A 16,506-nucleotide genomic window follows, 5' to 3' on the forward strand; every position below is an offset into this window, starting at 1 on the left:
AGTATTGATTTTCTAACAGATAATCGTTATAATTTTTACAAATGATGAGGATGGAGCAAAATGCTCTATTCTTATCAATAAAAAAAGAACTCACTATGAGGAGGATATTAATAAAATGGCAAAAGAAAAATACGATCGCTCAAAAACGCACGTTAACATTGGTACTATTGGACACGTTGACCATGGTAAAACAACATTAACTGCTGCAATCACTACTGTATTAGCTAAAAGAGGTTTCAAAAGTACTGCAACTGACTACGCTTCAATCGATGGAGCTCCTGAAGAACGCGAACGTGGAATCACGATCAACACTTCTCACGTTGAATACGAAACTGAAACTCGTCACTACGCTCACGTAGACTGCCCAGGCCATGCTGACTATGTTAAAAACATGATCACTGGTGCTGCACAAATGGATGGAGCTATCTTAGTAGTATCTGCTGCTGATGGTCCAATGCCACAAACTCGTGAACACATTCTATTGTCTCGCCAAGTTGGTGTTCCATACATCGTTGTTTTCTTAAACAAAGTTGACCAAGTTGATGATGAAGAATTATTAGAATTAGTTGAAATGGAAGTTCGTGACTTATTGTCAGAATATGACTTCCCAGGAGACGACACTCCAGTTGTTGCTGGTTCAGCTCTTAAAGCTCTTGAAGGCGTTGAAGAATTCGAAGATAAAATCATGGAATTGATGGATGCTGTAGATTCTTACATCCCAACTCCAGAACGTGATACTGACAAACCATTCATGATGCCAGTTGAGGATGTATTCTCAATCACTGGACGTGGAACAGTTGCTACAGGACGTGTAGAAACTGGACAAATTAAAGTCGGTGAAGAAGTAGAAATCATCGGAATTCATGAAGCTACTACTAAATCAACTGTTACTGGTGTTGAAATGTTCCGTAAATTGTTAGACTTTGCTCAAGCAGGGGACAACATTGGTGCATTATTACGTGGGGTTGCTCGTGAAGACATCCAACGTGGACAAGTTTTAGCTAAACCAGGTTCAATTACTCCACATACAAAATTCTCAGGTGAAGTTTATATTTTATCTAAAGAAGAAGGTGGACGTCATACTCCATTCTTCGCTAACTACCGCCCGCAATTTTACTTCCGTACTACTGACGTAACTGGTGTTGTTGAGTTACCAGAAGGTACTGAAATGGTTATGCCAGGAGACAACGTTACAATTAACGTTGAATTGATCGCACCTATCGCTATCGATGCAGGTACTAAATTCACTATCCGTGAAGGTGGACGTACTGTTGGAGCCGGCGTTGTTGCTTCAATCGAAGCTTAATCAACTCTTAAAATAAAACGTTAAAAATTGACTCTATCTGGTATAGAGCGTGATCATCCGAGAAAAAAACCCTGTCATTGCGACAGGGTTTTTTTATTTGGTCTTTTTGTTAAATAGCGTACTTTATAAATAATTTTCCCCACAAAGAAGGACTTAAAACGGAGGTTAACGTAAAAGTGAAATGATCTATTTCGTGAATAAATCGAAAACACCGTAAGAAGAAATATTTTGGCTATTTGATAAATAGTATGATGTGATGAATTAAAAGTTCTTAAAAAAAGTTTTAAATTTTCTATAGATATGTATCTATTAATAAAGAAAGATTGCTTCATATATATAGTATAATAGGTAAGAATAGCAGAACAGTCAAAACGAACTAGGAGTTGTAAATATGGATTCAAAACAAATTGTTTTACGTGGCAACTCTGGAAGTGGCAAAACAACAACTGCTTTAAAGCTGCAAGAAATGTTAGGAGAAGCTACTTTAGTTGTGTCTCAAGATGTGGTTAGGCGGGACATGCTTAAAGTCAACGACAGGGAAGGAAATCTATCTATAGCATTGAGCAAACAAATTGCTGAGTTTGGGTTAGGGAAATGTCCTTTTATAATTGTAGAGGGAATTTTGATCAATAAAAGATATAAAAATATGTTGTTAGATTTAATCAATACTTTTGAACAAAACGTTTATACTTACTATTTTGACGTACCTTTTGAAGAAACGCTCAACAGACATAAAAAAAGAGGAAAAGTAAACGAATTCGGAGAAAGTGAAATGCGAAGTTGGTGGAATGAAAAAGATTATTTAGGAGTTCCAAATGAAAAAATTATTACGAAAGACACTTTGCAAGAAGAAGTTGTGAGGAATATATTGAATGATATAGGAGTAGAAAAAACTAGGCTACACTTTAATGAATAATCCTACTTTAGAAAATGTTACTCTGTGCTATATAAAAAAGAAAAGTTTGAATAGCAATAGCGATAGGAATTATAAAAGTAAACAGAAATTATTTGCATAAAAGTAAGAAACTTCTCATAATTTTATCATTGTTGTGTTACACTAAATAGCACTAGTGATAAGGAGTGATGGAATGACAAAGACAGTAGATATAGAATGGAATAACTTAGGTTTTAGCTACATAAAAACCGATTACCGTTATATTTCTTATTGGAAAGATGGACAATGGGATGATGGAACTTTATCAGAAGATAATAAAGTTCATATCAGTGAAGGATCAACAGCCTTACACTATGGACAAACTGTTTTTGAAGGAATGAAAGCTTACCGAACAAAAGATGGGTCAATCAATCTTTTTCGGCCAGATCAAAACGCTGAACGGATGCAACGCAGCTGCAGACGTCTAATGATGCCTGCTGTACCGACAGATGTATTTATTGAAGCCGTTAAAAAAGTAGTAAAAGCAAATGAACACTATATTCCGCCATATGGTACAGGAGGATCTTTATATCTTCGTCCGTATATGATCGGTGTTGGAGATAATATTGGTGTAAAACCAGCTGAAGAGTATTTATTCTCTATTTTTTGTATGCCAGTAGGAGCTTACTTTAAAGGCGGATTGACCCCAACGAACTTTATTGTTTCGGATTATGATAGAGCTGCTGGTAATGGAACGGGAGCAGCGAAAGTTGGAGGAAATTATGGTGGTAGTTTACTTCCAGGAGTAGAAGCCCATAAACGTAATTTTAGTGATGCCATTTATTTAGATCCAACAACCCATACTAAAATAGAAGAAGTAGGATCAGCGAATTTCTTTGGCATCACGAAAGACAATAAATTTGTGACACCAGTTTCACCATCTATCTTACCAAGTATCACAAAATATTCTTTGCTTTACCTTGCAAAAGAACGTTTGGGACTTGAAGTGGTGGAAGGCGACGTCTTTATTGAACAGTTGGATGAATTTGAAGAAGCGGGAGCATGCGGAACGGCAGCCGTGATTTCGCCTATTGGAGGAATCCAATACAAAGATGATTTCCATGTCTTCTATAGTGAAACAGAAACGGGACCAGTAACTAAAAAGTTATATGAGGAATTGACGGGCATTCAGTATGGTGATGTAGAAGCGCCTGAAGGATGGATTGAAAAAGTTTAGGAACAATATAGTTATAGAAGAATCAAGAAAATAAAAGAAATAAAAATAGTCAAACAAATAAATAGACAAACAATATAAAATAAGCTAAGATGGGAAACGTTGATGTATTCCTAACTTAGCTTTTTTAAGTTATTAGATAAAAAATAAATCGAAAATAGTTTTAGCAGGAATAAATTAATTCAATAAACAATTAAAAAAAGCTTGATTAATAAAGTCATTTTTTATATAATTGAAAAGGTGCTGATTTCATAAGTGAAATCGTACTGGGGTATTCGAAAGAAACCCAACGGCTATGAAACGAGAGGTCGCGACACACCCGGCCGCTTTGTCACGGCGCGTGTGACGGAAATTTTCGTGGAGCAATGTCTAATTTATAAAAATAGGCGAAGGAGGGAAAATAATGGCAAAACAAAAGATTCGTATCCGCTTAAAAGCATATGAACATCGTATCTTAGATCAATCAGCGGAAAAAATTGTAGAAACAGCAAAAAGAACTGGTGCTAGTGTATCTGGTCCAATTCCATTGCCAACAGAAAGAACTCTTTACACTGTGATTCGTGCGACTCACAAATATAAAGATTCTCGTGAACAATTTGAAATGCTTACACACAAACGTGTGATTGATATTGTTAATCCAACATCTAAAACTGTTGATGCTTTAACAAAATTAGATCTACCATCTGGCGTAGATATCGAAATCAAGCTTTAATTTTTAATTAAAAAAAATAATATAATGGAGGTGTACTCATGACCAAAGGAATCTTAGGAAAAAAAGTAGGAATGACACAAGTCTTCACTGAATCTGGTGAATTAATTCCAGTAACTGTAATCGAAGCAACTCCAAACGTTGTTTTACAAGTTAAAACAGTCGAAACGGATGGTTACGAAGCAGTTCAATTGGGTTACCAAGAACAACGTGAAGTATTGTCAAATAAACCTGCAATGGGTCATGTAGCAAAAGCAAATGCTACTCCTAAGCGCTTCATCCGTGAATTTGACGATGTTGAGCTTGGAGAATACGAAGTAGGACAAGAAGTGAAAGTTGATACTTTCAAAGCTGGAGACATCGTTAATGTAACGGGGACTACCAAAGGTAAAGGATTCCAAGGTGTTATTAAACGCCACGGACAAAGTCGTGGACCAATGTCCCACGGATCCCGTCACCACCGTCGTCCAGGGTCAATGGGTCCTGTAGATCCTAACCGTGTATTCAAACGCAAATTATTACCAGGTCGTATGGGCGGAAATCGCGTAACTATCAAAAACCTTGAAGTTGTTCGCGTTGACGTTGAAAAAAATGTACTTCTTATCAAAGGGAATGTACCTGGGTCTAAAAAATCCTTAATCCAAATTAAATCAGCTTTTCAACAAGCTAAATAAAAATTAAGAGAGGAGGAACAAAGGAATGCCAAACGTAGCCTTATATAAACAAGATGGTACTCAAAATGGTGAAGTTACATTAAACGACGCTATTTTCGGTATCGAACCAAACGAAAATGTTGTATTTGATGCAATCATCATGCAACGTGCTTCATTAAGACAAGGAAATCACTCAGTAAAAAACCGCAGTGCAGTACGCGGTGGTGGACGTAAACCGTGGGCTCAAAAAGGAACTGGTCGTGCTCGTCAAGGGTCAATCAGATCTCCACAATGGCGCGGTGGTGGAATCGTCTTCGGACCAACTCCACGTTCATACAGCTACAAACTTCCTAAAAAAGTTCGTCGCTTAGCAATCAAATCTGTTCTTTCTACTAAAGTAATAAGCGGAGATTTAATTGTTGTTGACGCATTGAACTTTGATGCACCAAAAACTAAAGAATTTGCACAAGTGTTAAAAAATCTAAATGTTGATTCTAAAGCGTTTATCGTAGTAGAAAACGACAATGATTTCGCAACATTATCTGCTCGTAACCTTCCAGGAGTTAAAGTTGTAGCTTTTGATAATGTTACTGTGTTAGATGTTGTAGCGCATGAAAAATTGATTTTGACACAAACTGCTCTAACTAAGCTAGAGGAGGTTCTTCAATAATGGATGTACGTGACGTAATCTTGCGCCCGGTTATCACTGAAGCAGCAATGGCTGCTCAAGATAACAAAAAATACACTTTCGAAGTGGATGTACGCGCAAATAAAACTCAAGTAAAACAAGCGATTGAAGAAATTTTTGACGTAAAAGTTTCTAATGTTAACATCATGAACGTACGTGGAAAATTAAAACGTATGGGTAAACATGCTGGATACACTAAAAAACGTCGTAAAGCAATCGTAACTTTAACAACTGAATCAAAAGAAATTGAATTGTTCGAAGCTTAATTAAAGCTTTGAAAATAAACATCGGGAGGGAAAACACGTGGGTATTAAAAAGTACAAACCTACCACAAACGGCCGTCGTAATATGACTGGTTCTGATTTCGCAGAAATCACTTCAACAACGCCTGAAAAGACATTGTTAGAACCAAACAAAAGAAAAGCCGGTCGTAACAATGCTGGTAAAATCATGGTACGTCACCGTGGTGGCGGACATAAACGTAATTACCGCGTAATCGACTTTAAACGTAATAAAGACGGTATCGTTGGAATTATCAAAACTGTTGAATACGATCCAAATCGTTCAGCAAACATTGCATTAGTACAATACACTGATGGTGTTAAAACATACATCATCGCACCTAAAGGAATTCAAGTAGGACAACAAATCATTTCAGGAGAAACAGTTGATATCAAGACAGGTAATGCTCTTCTATTAGAAAACATTCCTGCTGGTACTGTAATCCACAACATCGAAATGAAACCAGGTAAAGGTGGACAATTAGTTCGTTCAGCTGGAACTAGCGCGCAAGTGTTAGGTAAAGAAGGCAAATACGTAATGATCCGCTTAAACTCAGGTGAAGTTCGTTTGATTTTAGGAACTTGTCGTGCAACAATCGGTTCAGTTGGTAATGAACAACATGAATTGATTAACATTGGTAAAGCCGGACGTTCTCGTTGGTTAGGCAAACGCCCAACTGTTCGTGGATCTGTAATGAACCCTAACGATCACCCACACGGTGGTGGTGAAGGTAAAGCTCCAATCGGACATGCTGGTCCAATGACTCCATGGGGTAAACCTGCTCTTGGATTGAAAACACGTAATAAAAAAGCTCAATCTAATAAATTTATCACACGTCGTCGTAAAACAAAATAAATCTAGGATAGTTGGTTTTTCCAACTTTCCTAAAGAATGGAAGGAGGTTCACCCATGGGTCGTAGTCTTAAAAAAGGACCTTTTGTCGATGAACACTTAATGAAAAAAATGAATGCAATGGCTGAAAGCGAAAAGAAATCTGTCGTTAAAACTTGGTCTCGTCGTTCAACAATTTTCCCGAGTTTCATTGGTTACACAATCGCAGTCTATGATGGACGCAAGCATGTACCAGTTTATATTCAAGAAGACATGGTCGGACACAAATTAGGTGAATTTGCACCAACAAGAACATACCGCGGTCACACTGCGGATGATAAAAAAACTAAACGTTAATTTTGAGAGGAGGATAACTCGATATGGCAGAACAAATTACAGAAGCTAAAGCAACTGCTAAAACTGTTCGTATTGCAGCTCGTAAAGTTCGTTTAGTTGTCGATCTTATTAGAGGGAAAAGCATCGGAGAAGCAATTTCAATTTTGAAATTCACTCCACGTGGTGCTTCACCAGCAATCGAAAAAGTTTTGATGTCAGCAATTGCTAATGCAGAACATAACTACGATTTAGACGTAGAAAACTTGGTAGTAAGCGAAGCTTATGTTAACGAAGGACCAACGATGAAACGTTTCCGTCCACGTGCAAAAGGATCAGCTGCACCAATCTTGAAACGCACAAGCCACATTACAATAGTGGTATCTGAAAAGAAGGAGGGATAATCTGTGGGTCAAAAAATTAATCCAACAGGCTTACGTGTAGGTATCATCCGCGATTGGGATTCTAAATGGTATGCAGAAAAAGATTTCGCAAACTATTTACACGAAGATATCGCTATCCGCGAATATATTGCTAAAAAATTAAGTGAAGCTTCTGTTTCTAAAGTAGAAATTGAACGCGCTGCTAACCGTGTTAACGTTTCAGTTCATACTGCTAAACCAGGAATGGTTATTGGTAAAGGTGGGTCTGAAGTTGACGCATTACGTAAAAAATTAAATGATTTAACAGGCAAAAGAGTTCACATCAACATCGTGGAAATCAAACGCCCTGATCTAGATGCTAAATTAGTCGGCGAAGGAATTGCTCGTCAACTAGAAAGCCGTGTTGCTTTCCGTCGTGCTCAAAAACAAGCTATCCAACGCACAATGCGTGCTGGAGCTAAAGGTATTAAAACAATGGTTTCTGGCCGTTTAAATGGTGCAGATATCGCTCGTAGCGAAACACATTCAGAAGGAACTGTTCCTCTTCATACATTGCGTGCCGATATCGACTACGCATGGGAAGAAGCAGCTACAACTTACGGTAAACTAGGCGTAAAAGTTTGGATCTATCGTGGAGAAGTTCTTCCTGCAAAAAAGAACATTGAGAAAGGAGGGAAATAATCATGTTAGTACCTAAACGTGTAAAATTCCGTCGTGAATTTAGAGGTAAAATGCGCGGTGAAGCTAAAGGTGGGAAAGAAGTAACTTTTGGTGAATGGGGTTTACAAGCCGTAGAATCAAAATGGATCACAAACCGTCAAATTGAAGCAGCTCGTATTGCAATGACACGTTACATGAAACGTGGTGGGAAAGTATGGATTAAAATCTTCCCTCATAAATCATATACGTCTAAAGCAATTGGAGTTCGTATGGGTTCTGGTAAAGGAGCACCCGAAGGTTGGGTTGCACCAGTAAAACGTGGCAAAATCATGTTTGAAGTTGATGGAGTTTCAGAAGAAGTAGCTCGTGAAGCACTTCGTTTAGCTTCTCATAAACTACCTGTTAAAACTAAGATTGTAAAACGTAAAGAAATTGGTGGTGAATCGAATGAAAGCTAATGAACTTAAAGAGTTAACCACTGCTGAAATGGTTGAAAAAGAAAAAGCATTTAAAGAAGAGTTATTCAATCTAAGATTCCAGTTAGCTACTGGCCAACTAGAAAATACTGCTCGCTTAAGTGAAGTTCGCAAATCGATTGCACGCATTAAAACTGCGTTACGTCAAGCTGAATTACAAAAATAGTTGATTGGCAAAGGAGGTCACCAAACAATGAGTGAAGAACGTAATCAACGTAAAGTCTACCAAGGCCGAGTTGTTTCAGACAAAATGGATAAAACGATTGTTGTCGTAATCGAAACACAAAAGAAACACAGCCGTTATGGTAAACGTATTAAATACTCTAAAAAATATAAAGCACATGATGAAAACAATGTTGCCAAAATTGGCGATATCGTAAAAATTATGGAAACTCGTCCATTATCATCTACAAAACATTTCCGTTTAGTAGAAGTTGTTGAAGAATCTGTTACTATTTAAGGTTTACAACACATAACTTAGTTTCCAAATCTGGAAGGAGGATACCACAGTGATCCAAACAGAAAGTCGTTTGAGAGTTGCAGATAACTCAGGAGCTCGTGAAGTCTTAACTATTAAAGTATTAGGCGGATCTGGCCGTAAAACTGCTAATATTGGTGATGTAATTGTTTGTACTGTAAAACAAGCAACACCAGGTGGCGTTGTCAAAAAAGGTGAAGTCGTTCGTGCAGTTATCGTTCGTACTAAATCAGGAGCTCGCCGTTCAGATGGTTCATACATTAAATTTGATGAAAATGCATGTGTAATTATCCGTGACGATAAGAGTCCACGTGGAACTCGTATCTTTGGACCAGTTGCTCGCGAATTGCGTGACAACAACTTCATGAAGATCGTTTCACTTGCTCCAGAAGTTCTTTAATAATCAACCATCCACAAAGGAGGTGCGTGAAAGACATGTACATTAAAACAGGTGATAAAGTAAAAGTTATTACTGGCAAAGACAAAGGAACTGAAGCTGTTGTATTAAAAGCTTTTCCTAAAAAAGATCGTGTAATCGTAGAAGGCGTTAATGTTATGAAAAAACATCAAAAACCTAACTCAGCGAATCCACAAGGTGGAATCATTGAAATGGAAGCCCCTATACACGTTTCAAATGTTATGCTAATAGACGCTTCAACTGGCGAACCAACTCGTGTTGGCTTTAAAGTAGAAGATGGTAAGAAAGTACGTATTTCTAAAAAAACCGGTGAAGTTTTAGATAAATAATAGATAAGGAAGGAGGTATGAACTTCATGAACCGCCTTAAAGAAAAATATATCCAAGAAGTAACACCCTCAATGGTAGAAAAATTTGGTTACAAATCAATTATGCAAACTCCTAAAGTAGATAAAATCGTTATCAACATGGGTGTGGGTGATGCTGTATCAAATGCTAAAAATTTAGATAAAGCTGTTGACGAATTAACAGTGATTTCTGGTCAAAAACCATTAATTACTAAAGCTAAAAAATCAATTGCTGGCTTCCGTTTACGTGAAGGTATGCCAATTGGTACTAAAGTTACATTACGTGGAGACAGAATGTACGATTTCTTAGATAAATTGGTTTCTGTTTCACTTCCTCGTGTACGTGACTTCCATGGTATAAGCAACAAGTCATTTGACGGACGTGGAAACTACACTTTAGGAGTTAAAGAACAATTAATCTTCCCAGAAGTTGACTACGATAAAGTAGACAAAGTCCGCGGAATGGATATTGTTATTGTAACTACTGCAAACACAGATGAAGAATCTCGTGAACTTTTGACACAACTTGGAATGCCATTCCAAAAATAAGAATAGGAGGCGAACTACGTGGCTAAAAAATCACAAATTGCTAAAAACAAACGCCCTGCTAAATTCTCAACTCAAGCATACACTCGTTGTGAACGCTGTGGACGTCCACACTCAGTTTACCGCAAATTTAAACTTTGCCGTATTTGCGTCCGTGAACTTGCCTATAAAGGACAAATTCCTGGCATGAAAAAAGCAAGCTGGTAATACGATACTCGCATAAAGGAGGCTAAATTCAATGGTCATGACAGATCCAATTGCAGATTTTCTAACTCGTGTACGTAACGCTAACCAAGCACGTCACGAACAACTAGAAGCACCTGCATCAAAAATTAAAAAAGACATTGCTAACATTTTGAAACGTGAAGGTTTCATTAAAGATGTTGAGTACATGGAAGATGACAAACAAGGCGTTATCCGCGTTTTCTTAAAATACGGAAAAAACAACGAACGTGTTATCACAGGATTGAAACGTATCTCTAAACCAGGTTTGCGTGTTTACGCTAAAGCTGGCGAAGTACCTAAAGTTCTTAACGGACTTGGTATTGCGATCGTATCAACTTCTGAAGGTGTCATCACAGATAAAGAAGCAAGAGCAAAAAATATCGGTGGCGAAATAATCGCTTACGTTTGGTAATAAGTAAGAATAATCAAGGAGGTGCATTGCTGTGAGCCGTATAGGTAATAAAACAATCACTATCCCTGAAGGCGTAACGGTTACTCGTAATGAGGATATCGTTACTGTTAAAGGGCCAAAAGGTGAATTGAGTCGTTCTTTCAGCCCAGTTATCACAATGAATGTAGAAGGCAACGAAATTAACTTTTCTCGTCCAAACGACTTGAAAACAAATCGTGCACTACATGGCACAATGCGTGCTAATTTAAACAACATGATTGTTGGTGTAACTGTTGGTTTTGAAAAAACATTAGAATTAGTTGGTGTTGGGTACCGTGCTCAATTACAAGGTGAAAAACTTGTATTGAACGTTGGATACTCTCATCCTGTAGAATTTGTTCCAGAAGATGGAATTAACGTTGAAGTTCCTGCAAACACTAAAGTAGTTGTTAAAGGAATGAACAAAGAGAAAGTTGGCGCTTTAGCTGCTAACATTCGTAGCGTACGTCCACCTGAGCCTTATAAAGGTAAAGGAATTCGTTATTCTGACGAAGTTGTACGTCGTAAAGAAGGTAAAACAGGTAAATAATAGCCTGGCTGCCTAATTTTCAACCATAAAATTAAAGAGGTGACAATTGTGATTACAAAACCAGACAAAAACAAACTACGTCTGAAAAGACATGGTCGTGTACGTTCTAAAATTTCTGGTACTGCAGAGTGCCCACGCTTAAACGTGTTCCGTTCTAATAAAAACATCTACGCTCAAGTAATTGATGACGTAGCGGGTGTAACGCTAGCAAGTGCATCTTCATTAGACAAAGAAGTTTCAGGAGAAACAAAAGTAGCACAAGCTTCAGCTGTTGGTTCAGCTATCGCTAAAAGTGCTGTAGAAAAAGGTATCAAACAAGTAGTCTTTGACCGTGGTGGATACCTTTACCATGGCCGTGTGCAAGCTTTAGCTGAAGCTGCTCGCGAAAATGGACTAGAATTTTAAAAAAAGGAGGAATACCACACATGGTTTACATCGATCCAACACATTTGGAATTAGAAGATCGTGTCGTTTCAATCAATCGCGTAACTAAAGTTGTTAAAGGTGGACGTCGTCTACGTTTTGCTGCTATCGTTGTTGTCGGAGATAAAAACGGACACGTAGGTTTCGGTACTGGTAAAGCTCAAGAAGTACCAGAAGCTATCCGCAAAGCAATTGAAGATGCTAAGAAGAATCTTATTGAAGTACCTATGGTAGATACTACGATTCCTCACGAAGTTATTGGTCGCTACAGCGGCGGTAACATCTTAATCAAACCTGCTGTTGCCGGTTCTGGGGTTTCTGCTGGTGGTCCAGTACGTGCCATATTGGAATTAGCTGGAGTTGCTGACGTAACAAGTAAATCTTTAGGTTCAAGTACACCAATCAATATGATTCGTGCTACTGTTGAAGGTTTATTACAGTTAAAACGCGTTGAAGATGTTGCAAAACTTCGCGGTAAAACTGTAGAAGAAATTATAGGATAAGGAGGACATTAAGAAATGGCTAATTTAGAAATTACTTTAAAACGTAGCGTTATCGGACGTCCTCAAAACCAAAAAGATACAGTTAAAGCTCTTGGATTAAGAAAAATCAACAGCACTGTAGTGAAGCCTGCTAATGAAGCAATCACTGGTATGGTTAACACAATCTCACATTTAGTGGACGTTAAAGAAGTATAGTAACAAGTAAGTAGACTTTTAATTGAAGGAGGTGCCTAATCTATATGAAACTTCATGAATTACAACCCGCAGAAGGATCTCGTAAAGTGCGTAACCGCGTTGGACGTGGGACTTCATCAGGTAACGGTAAAACATCAGGTCGAGGCCAAAAAGGACAAAACTCACGTTCAGGTGGTGGCGTACGTTTAGGATTTGAAGGTGGTCAAACACCATTATTCCGTCGTGTACCAAAACGTGGATTTACAAACATTAACCGCAAAGAATTCGCTATTGTAAATCTTGATACTTTAAACCGTTTCGAAGATGGTACAGTAGTAACACCAGCATTGTTGGTGGAAACAAAAGTCATCAAATCTGAAAAATCAGGGATTAAAGTTTTGGGTAATGGTCAAGTTGAACGTAAACTTACTGTTCAAGCAAGCAAATTCTCCCAAGCAGCTAAAGAAGCAATTGAAGCTGCTGGCGGTTCAGTTGAGGTGATCTAATGATCAAACTGCTTATAGAATCCTTTAAAGCAAAGGACATTCGAAGTAGAATTATCTTCACTTTAGGTATTTTAATCGTGTTTAGACTAGGAACTCATATAACGGTTCCTGGTGTTAATGCGGCAGCTTTACAAGAACTATCCTCAAATAGTTCTTTGTTTAGTTTATTGAATACTATCGGTGGGGGAGCATTAGACAGATTTTCTATTTTTGCACTCGGTGTTTCTCCTTATATCACTGCCTCAATTGTTGTTCAACTGTTGCAAATGGACATTATTCCTAAGTTTGCTGAATGGGCAAAACAAGGTGAAGTAGGCCGCAGAAAATTAAACCAAGTTACAAGATACTTAACAATTGGGTTGGCATTTGTTCAAGCAATTGGTATCTCTTATGGGTTTAATGCTGGCACGAACCAAGGATTGATTATCAATCCAGGAACGACTACTTATCTTATGATTGCCGTCATGTTTACTGCCGGAACTATGTTAGTTATGTGGCTAGGGGAACAAATTACAGTTAAGGGATTTGGAAACGGGACTTCAATGATTATCTTCTCAGGTATCATTGCTCGTGTACCTTCTGATTTAAGTGATTTTTACAATTCACAAATACGAAATGCTGGAGATGAAATGGCGCAAGCTCTTCTCTTCGCACTTCTAATTGCGATTGCTTTCGTAGCAATTGTTGTAACAGTCGTCTACGTCGAAAATGCAAAAAGAAAAATTCCTGTTCAATACTCAAAACGTTCAGCTGGCTCAAACCAGGACACTCACTTGCCTTTGAAAGTAAACTCAGCTGGTGTTATTCCAGTTATCTTCGCAAGTTCATTTATTATGACACCACAAACAGTCTTAGGATTCTTTAGTGCTACGAATGCAGATGCACAATGGTTTATCATTTTAAATAAGATCTTTAACTTGCAAGAACCGATTGGAGCAGTATTATATACTGTTTTAATTGTAGTCTTTACGTATTTCTACGCATTCATCCAAGTGAATCCGGAAAAAGTTGCTGAAAACTTACAAAAACAAGGCGGATATATTCCTAGTGTGCGTCCAGGAAAACCAACACAAGACTTTATCTCAGCAACGCTAACGCGTTTGAGTACAGTCGGAGCTGTTTATCTTGGAGTTATCGCAATACTTCCAATACTTGCGTCAAACGTTTGGAACTTACCTCAATCTGTTTCTCTAGGTGGAACCAGCCTACTTATCGTAGTTGGTGTAGCTCTAGAACTTATGAGACAACTTGAAGGCCAAATGTCTAAAAAAAGTTACCAAGGCTTTATACAATAAGAAGAAAGTGTTGAGGATTATCCTCGGCACTCATTCTTACATTTAAGGAGGAAAATATTTTGAATCTCATTTTAATGGGTCTTCCTGGTGCAGGGAAAGGAACGCAAGCTGAACAAATTGTTGACACATATCATGTGCCACATATTTCTACAGGGGATATGTTCCGAGCTGCTATCAAAAATGAAACTGCCTTAGGATTAGAAGCTAAGTCTTATATGGATAAAGGCGATTTAGTACCTGACGAAGTAACCAACGGGATTGTAAAAGAACGTTTAGCTGAAGCAGATACTGAAGATGGGTTCTTATTAGATGGTTTTCCTAGAACGCTTAACCAAGCGCATGCTTTGGAAGAAATCTTAAAAGACCTAAACAAAAAATTAGATGCTGTTGTTTACATCAGTGTTAACAAAGATATCTTAATGCAACGTTTAACTGGACGGATTATCTGTCGTTCATGTGGTGCAACGTATCATAAAATCAATAAACCACCAGTGGTTGAAGGTACTTGTGATCGATGTGGCGGACATGAATTCTATCAAAGAGAAGACGATAAACCAGAAACTGTTGAAAATCGTATTAGTGTTAACCTAGAGTTAACCGAACCTCTATTAGACTTTTATAAAGAACGTAATGTGTTACACACCGTAAATGGTGAAGATGATGTTAAAGACGTTTTCAAAAATGTCCAAAACATACTTGTAAACACTAAGTAAATGAACAGAGCAACAATGACTTCATTATATTCTTGATATAAGTCACTGCCAGCAAGATCACTGTTGAAATTGATTAAACAGTATTCGAGCAAGGCTACTTGTCACTATATTTAATTTGTGGTACAATATTCGAGGTGTTGTCTTTTCAATGCTGAACTATTGTGTTATTATAAGAAGATTAAAAAAATAGAAGGTGAGGGCTAAGTGCGCTCACTGTTTATCGCGTGCAAATGCGAAACAATTTTAAGGAGGTACTAGGCGTGGCGAAAGACGATGTCATTGAAATTGAAGGAACAGTCGTTGAAACTTTGCCGAATGCAATGTTTAAAGTCGAACTTGAAAATGGCCATGTTGTATTGGCTCACGTTTCAGGTAAAATCCGAATGCACTACATTAGAATCCTACCAGGAGACAAAGTAACAGTTGAGTTGTCACCGTATGATTTATCACGTGGTCGCATAACTTATCGCTTTAAATAATTGTACTCCGTCAATAAAATAGGAGGTATAGTTCATGAAAGTAAGACCATCAGTAAAGAAAATTTGTGACAAATGCAAAGTTATCCGTCGTAAAGGACGTGTTATGGTGATTTGCGAAAACCCTAAACACAAACAACGCCAAGGATAATCATTTAAAAAAACAGGAGGTGTAATTGTTAATGGCTCGTATTGCAGGTGTAGATATTCCGCGTGACAAACGCGTAGTAATTTCTCTAACTTATATATATGGAATCGGTAAAAACACAGCTCAAAAAGTCTTAAACGAAGCTGGCGTATCTGAAGAAATTCGTGTACGTGACTTGTCAAATGATCAATTAGACGCTATTCGTTCTACAATTGATAAATTAAAAGTTGAAGGTGACCTTCGTCGTGAAGTAAGCCAAGACATCAAACGATTGATTGAAATCGGATCATACCGAGGCATACGTCATCGCCGTGGCTTACCAGTTCGTGGACAAAACACGAAAAACAACGCGCGTACTCGTAAAGGCCCAGCTAAATCAATTGCCGGCAGAAAAAAATAAAACATTAGTAAGGAGGTAACCTCATGGCAAAAAAAGTTACACGTAAACGTCGTGTTAAAAAGAATGTAGAAAGCGGAGTTGCACATATTCGTTCTACTTTTAACAACACAATCGTAATGATTACAGATGTACATGGAAATGCGATTTCATGGTCTTCAGCAGGATCTTTAGGATTCCGCGGATCAAAAAAATCTACTCCATTTGCAGCTCAAATGGCAGCTGAAGCAGCCGCTAAAGTAAGTATGGAAAACGGAATGAAAACTGTAGAAGTTGCAGTTAAAGGTCCAGGTTCTGGTCGTGAAGCAGCAATTCGTTCTTTACAAGCTACTGGATTAGAAGTTACAGCAATTCGTGACGTAACTCCAATTCCTCATAATGGATGCCGCCCTCCAAAACGCCGTCGTGTTTAATTGAGAGCCGCTTCACTATGTAGGTAGCACTCAATA

At 37.9% G+C, this 16,506-nt stretch carries 30 protein-coding genes; all 30 read left to right on the forward strand.

Annotated elements, in window-relative coordinates; all coding sequences use genetic code 11:
- Positions 1-115: 115 nt before the first annotated feature.
- The 30 genes from tuf (at position 116) to rpsK (ending at position 16,470) form a co-directional block, all read left to right on the forward strand.
- The gene (gene tuf / locus NST49_RS03130) at positions 116-1,306 is read left to right on the forward strand and encodes an elongation factor Tu (RefSeq protein WP_251165930.1); all 1,191 of its coding nucleotides are present in this window, start codon (positions 116-118) and stop codon (positions 1,304-1,306) included.
- 391 nt (positions 1,307-1,697) lie between these two features.
- Positions 1,698-2,222, forward strand: a complete 525-nt coding sequence (locus tag NST49_RS03135; RefSeq protein WP_341046952.1) for a kinase — start codon at positions 1,698-1,700, stop codon at positions 2,220-2,222.
- A gap of 172 nt (positions 2,223-2,394) precedes the next feature.
- A complete protein-coding gene (locus NST49_RS03140) occupies positions 2,395-3,417 on the forward strand; it encodes a branched-chain amino acid aminotransferase (RefSeq protein WP_023179568.1) in 1,023 nt (340 codons plus the stop codon).
- Between the two features lie 400 nt (positions 3,418-3,817).
- Entirely contained in the window at positions 3,818-4,126 is a 309-nt protein-coding gene (gene rpsJ / locus NST49_RS03145; RefSeq protein WP_013712034.1) for a 30S ribosomal protein S10, read from the forward strand.
- 38 nt (positions 4,127-4,164) lie between these two features.
- Positions 4,165-4,797, forward strand: coding sequence for a 50S ribosomal protein L3 (rplC, locus tag NST49_RS03150; protein ID WP_023179567.1), 633 nt, complete (start codon positions 4,165-4,167; stop codon positions 4,795-4,797).
- Between the two features lie 25 nt (positions 4,798-4,822).
- Entirely contained in the window at positions 4,823-5,446 is a 624-nt protein-coding gene (gene rplD, locus NST49_RS03155; RefSeq protein WP_007725670.1) for a 50S ribosomal protein L4, read from the forward strand.
- A complete protein-coding gene (rplW, locus tag NST49_RS03160; RefSeq protein ID WP_023179565.1) occupies positions 5,446-5,730 on the forward strand; it encodes a 50S ribosomal protein L23 in 285 nt (94 codons plus the stop codon). Before rplD ends, rplW begins: the two co-directional genes overlap by 1 nt.
- A gap of 37 nt (positions 5,731-5,767) precedes the next feature.
- Entirely contained in the window at positions 5,768-6,601 is an 834-nt protein-coding gene (gene rplB, locus NST49_RS03165) for a 50S ribosomal protein L2 (protein ID WP_023179563.1), read from the forward strand.
- Positions 6,602-6,655: 54 nt separating this feature from the next.
- Complete coding sequence (gene rpsS, locus NST49_RS03170) at positions 6,656-6,934, forward strand: 30S ribosomal protein S19 (RefSeq protein WP_023179561.1); 279 nt, start codon at positions 6,656-6,658, stop codon at positions 6,932-6,934.
- 23 nt (positions 6,935-6,957) lie between these two features.
- Entirely contained in the window at positions 6,958-7,314 is a 357-nt protein-coding gene (gene rplV, locus NST49_RS03175; protein ID WP_023179559.1) for a 50S ribosomal protein L22, read from the forward strand.
- A 3-nt stretch (positions 7,315-7,317) separates the two neighbouring features.
- The gene (gene rpsC / locus NST49_RS03180) at positions 7,318-7,974 is read left to right on the forward strand and encodes a 30S ribosomal protein S3 (RefSeq protein ID WP_023179557.1); all 657 of its coding nucleotides are present in this window, start codon (positions 7,318-7,320) and stop codon (positions 7,972-7,974) included.
- A gap of 2 nt (positions 7,975-7,976) precedes the next feature.
- Positions 7,977-8,411, forward strand: a complete 435-nt coding sequence (rplP, locus tag NST49_RS03185) for a 50S ribosomal protein L16 (RefSeq protein WP_007725689.1) — start codon at positions 7,977-7,979, stop codon at positions 8,409-8,411.
- The gene (gene rpmC, locus NST49_RS03190; protein WP_013712026.1) at positions 8,401-8,595 is read left to right on the forward strand and encodes a 50S ribosomal protein L29; all 195 of its coding nucleotides are present in this window, start codon (positions 8,401-8,403) and stop codon (positions 8,593-8,595) included. The genes rplP and rpmC overlap by 11 nt, the downstream gene beginning before the upstream one ends.
- Before the next feature lie 27 nt (positions 8,596-8,622).
- Positions 8,623-8,889 (forward strand): 30S ribosomal protein S17, encoded by a 267-nt coding sequence (gene rpsQ, locus NST49_RS03195; protein WP_034537976.1) that lies wholly within the window; start codon positions 8,623-8,625, stop codon positions 8,887-8,889.
- Positions 8,890-8,938: 49 nt separating this feature from the next.
- Positions 8,939-9,307 (forward strand): 50S ribosomal protein L14, encoded by a 369-nt coding sequence (gene rplN, locus NST49_RS03200; RefSeq protein WP_023179554.1) that lies wholly within the window; start codon positions 8,939-8,941, stop codon positions 9,305-9,307.
- Between the two features lie 35 nt (positions 9,308-9,342).
- Positions 9,343-9,654 (forward strand): 50S ribosomal protein L24, encoded by a 312-nt coding sequence (gene rplX, locus NST49_RS03205; RefSeq protein ID WP_007725693.1) that lies wholly within the window; start codon positions 9,343-9,345, stop codon positions 9,652-9,654.
- A gap of 26 nt (positions 9,655-9,680) precedes the next feature.
- Positions 9,681-10,220 carry a 50S ribosomal protein L5 gene (gene rplE / locus NST49_RS03210; RefSeq protein WP_023179552.1) on the forward strand — a complete coding sequence of 180 codons (540 nt, stop codon included), beginning with the start codon at positions 9,681-9,683 and terminating at the stop codon, positions 10,218-10,220.
- 18 nt (positions 10,221-10,238) lie between these two features.
- Entirely contained in the window at positions 10,239-10,424 is a 186-nt protein-coding gene (locus NST49_RS03215; RefSeq protein ID WP_013712021.1) for a type Z 30S ribosomal protein S14, read from the forward strand.
- A gap of 31 nt (positions 10,425-10,455) precedes the next feature.
- Positions 10,456-10,854 (forward strand): 30S ribosomal protein S8, encoded by a 399-nt coding sequence (gene rpsH, locus NST49_RS03220; protein ID WP_023179551.1) that lies wholly within the window; start codon positions 10,456-10,458, stop codon positions 10,852-10,854.
- A 31-nt stretch (positions 10,855-10,885) separates the two neighbouring features.
- Positions 10,886-11,422 (forward strand): 50S ribosomal protein L6, encoded by a 537-nt coding sequence (gene rplF, locus NST49_RS03225; RefSeq protein WP_023179549.1) that lies wholly within the window; start codon positions 10,886-10,888, stop codon positions 11,420-11,422.
- Between the two features lie 48 nt (positions 11,423-11,470).
- The gene (gene rplR / locus NST49_RS03230; RefSeq protein WP_023179548.1) at positions 11,471-11,827 is read left to right on the forward strand and encodes a 50S ribosomal protein L18; all 357 of its coding nucleotides are present in this window, start codon (positions 11,471-11,473) and stop codon (positions 11,825-11,827) included.
- Between the two features lie 20 nt (positions 11,828-11,847).
- The gene (gene rpsE, locus NST49_RS03235) at positions 11,848-12,348 is read left to right on the forward strand and encodes a 30S ribosomal protein S5 (RefSeq protein WP_023179546.1); all 501 of its coding nucleotides are present in this window, start codon (positions 11,848-11,850) and stop codon (positions 12,346-12,348) included.
- Positions 12,349-12,363: 15 nt separating this feature from the next.
- Positions 12,364-12,543, forward strand: a complete 180-nt coding sequence (gene rpmD / locus NST49_RS03240) for a 50S ribosomal protein L30 (RefSeq protein ID WP_023179545.1) — start codon at positions 12,364-12,366, stop codon at positions 12,541-12,543.
- A gap of 44 nt (positions 12,544-12,587) precedes the next feature.
- Positions 12,588-13,028 (forward strand): 50S ribosomal protein L15, encoded by a 441-nt coding sequence (gene rplO, locus NST49_RS03245; RefSeq protein WP_023179543.1) that lies wholly within the window; start codon positions 12,588-12,590, stop codon positions 13,026-13,028.
- On the forward strand, positions 13,028-14,323 hold the full coding sequence (gene secY, locus NST49_RS03250; RefSeq protein ID WP_023179541.1) for a preprotein translocase subunit SecY: 1,296 nt from the start codon (positions 13,028-13,030) through the stop codon (positions 14,321-14,323). The genes rplO and secY overlap by 1 nt, the downstream gene beginning before the upstream one ends.
- A 59-nt stretch (positions 14,324-14,382) precedes the next feature.
- Positions 14,383-15,036: an adenylate kinase gene (locus NST49_RS03255; RefSeq protein ID WP_023179540.1), complete on the forward strand. Its 654-nt coding sequence runs from the start codon at positions 14,383-14,385 to the stop codon at positions 15,034-15,036.
- A 260-nt stretch (positions 15,037-15,296) separates the two neighbouring features.
- On the forward strand, positions 15,297-15,515 hold the full coding sequence (gene infA, locus NST49_RS03260; RefSeq protein ID WP_013712012.1) for a translation initiation factor IF-1: 219 nt from the start codon (positions 15,297-15,299) through the stop codon (positions 15,513-15,515).
- A 34-nt stretch (positions 15,516-15,549) separates the two neighbouring features.
- The gene (rpmJ, locus tag NST49_RS03265) at positions 15,550-15,663 is read left to right on the forward strand and encodes a 50S ribosomal protein L36 (RefSeq protein ID WP_007722194.1); all 114 of its coding nucleotides are present in this window, start codon (positions 15,550-15,552) and stop codon (positions 15,661-15,663) included.
- Between the two features lie 31 nt (positions 15,664-15,694).
- Entirely contained in the window at positions 15,695-16,060 is a 366-nt protein-coding gene (gene rpsM / locus NST49_RS03270; RefSeq protein ID WP_023179538.1) for a 30S ribosomal protein S13, read from the forward strand.
- Positions 16,061-16,083: 23 nt separating this feature from the next.
- Positions 16,084-16,470 (forward strand): 30S ribosomal protein S11, encoded by a 387-nt coding sequence (gene rpsK, locus NST49_RS03275; RefSeq protein WP_023179536.1) that lies wholly within the window; start codon positions 16,084-16,086, stop codon positions 16,468-16,470.
- Positions 16,471-16,506 lie beyond the last annotated feature (36 nt).

It is taken from the genome of Carnobacterium sp. FSL W8-0810, assembly GCF_038007125.1.
Taxonomy (GTDB): domain Bacteria; phylum Bacillota; class Bacilli; order Lactobacillales; family Carnobacteriaceae; genus Carnobacterium_B; species Carnobacterium_B inhibens.

Excerpts from the sequence above, each read along its gene's own strand:
- tuf (WP_251165930.1), top strand. The coding sequence starts at position 116 with ATGGCAAAAGAAAAATACGATCGCTCAAAAACGCACGTTAACATTGGT.
- NST49_RS03135 (WP_341046952.1), top strand. The coding sequence starts at position 1,698 with ATGGATTCAAAACAAATTGTTTTACGTGGCAACTCTGGAAGTGGCAAA.
- NST49_RS03140 (WP_023179568.1), top strand. The coding sequence starts at position 2,395 with ATGACAAAGACAGTAGATATAGAATGGAATAACTTAGGTTTTAGCTAC.
- rpsJ (WP_013712034.1), top strand. The coding sequence starts at position 3,818 with ATGGCAAAACAAAAGATTCGTATCCGCTTAAAAGCATATGAACATCGT.
- rplC (WP_023179567.1), top strand. The coding sequence starts at position 4,165 with ATGACCAAAGGAATCTTAGGAAAAAAAGTAGGAATGACACAAGTCTTC.
- rplD (WP_007725670.1), top strand. The coding sequence starts at position 4,823 with ATGCCAAACGTAGCCTTATATAAACAAGATGGTACTCAAAATGGTGAA.
- rplW (WP_023179565.1), top strand. The coding sequence starts at position 5,446 with ATGGATGTACGTGACGTAATCTTGCGCCCGGTTATCACTGAAGCAGCA.
- rpsS (WP_023179561.1), top strand. The coding sequence starts at position 6,656 with ATGGGTCGTAGTCTTAAAAAAGGACCTTTTGTCGATGAACACTTAATG.
- rplV (WP_023179559.1), top strand. The coding sequence starts at position 6,958 with ATGGCAGAACAAATTACAGAAGCTAAAGCAACTGCTAAAACTGTTCGT.
- rplP (WP_007725689.1), top strand. The coding sequence starts at position 7,977 with ATGTTAGTACCTAAACGTGTAAAATTCCGTCGTGAATTTAGAGGTAAA.
- rpmC (WP_013712026.1), top strand. The coding sequence starts at position 8,401 with ATGAAAGCTAATGAACTTAAAGAGTTAACCACTGCTGAAATGGTTGAA.
- rpsQ (WP_034537976.1), top strand. The coding sequence starts at position 8,623 with ATGAGTGAAGAACGTAATCAACGTAAAGTCTACCAAGGCCGAGTTGTT.
- rplX (WP_007725693.1), top strand. The coding sequence starts at position 9,343 with ATGTACATTAAAACAGGTGATAAAGTAAAAGTTATTACTGGCAAAGAC.
- rplE (WP_023179552.1), top strand. The coding sequence starts at position 9,681 with ATGAACCGCCTTAAAGAAAAATATATCCAAGAAGTAACACCCTCAATG.
- rpsH (WP_023179551.1), top strand. The coding sequence starts at position 10,456 with ATGGTCATGACAGATCCAATTGCAGATTTTCTAACTCGTGTACGTAAC.
- rpsE (WP_023179546.1), top strand. The coding sequence starts at position 11,848 with ATGGTTTACATCGATCCAACACATTTGGAATTAGAAGATCGTGTCGTT.
- rpmD (WP_023179545.1), top strand. The coding sequence starts at position 12,364 with ATGGCTAATTTAGAAATTACTTTAAAACGTAGCGTTATCGGACGTCCT.
- rplO (WP_023179543.1), top strand. The coding sequence starts at position 12,588 with ATGAAACTTCATGAATTACAACCCGCAGAAGGATCTCGTAAAGTGCGT.
- secY (WP_023179541.1), top strand. The coding sequence starts at position 13,028 with ATGATCAAACTGCTTATAGAATCCTTTAAAGCAAAGGACATTCGAAGT.
- rpmJ (WP_007722194.1), top strand. The coding sequence starts at position 15,550 with ATGAAAGTAAGACCATCAGTAAAGAAAATTTGTGACAAATGCAAAGTT.
- rpsM (WP_023179538.1), top strand. The coding sequence starts at position 15,695 with ATGGCTCGTATTGCAGGTGTAGATATTCCGCGTGACAAACGCGTAGTA.
- rpsK (WP_023179536.1), top strand. The coding sequence starts at position 16,084 with ATGGCAAAAAAAGTTACACGTAAACGTCGTGTTAAAAAGAATGTAGAA.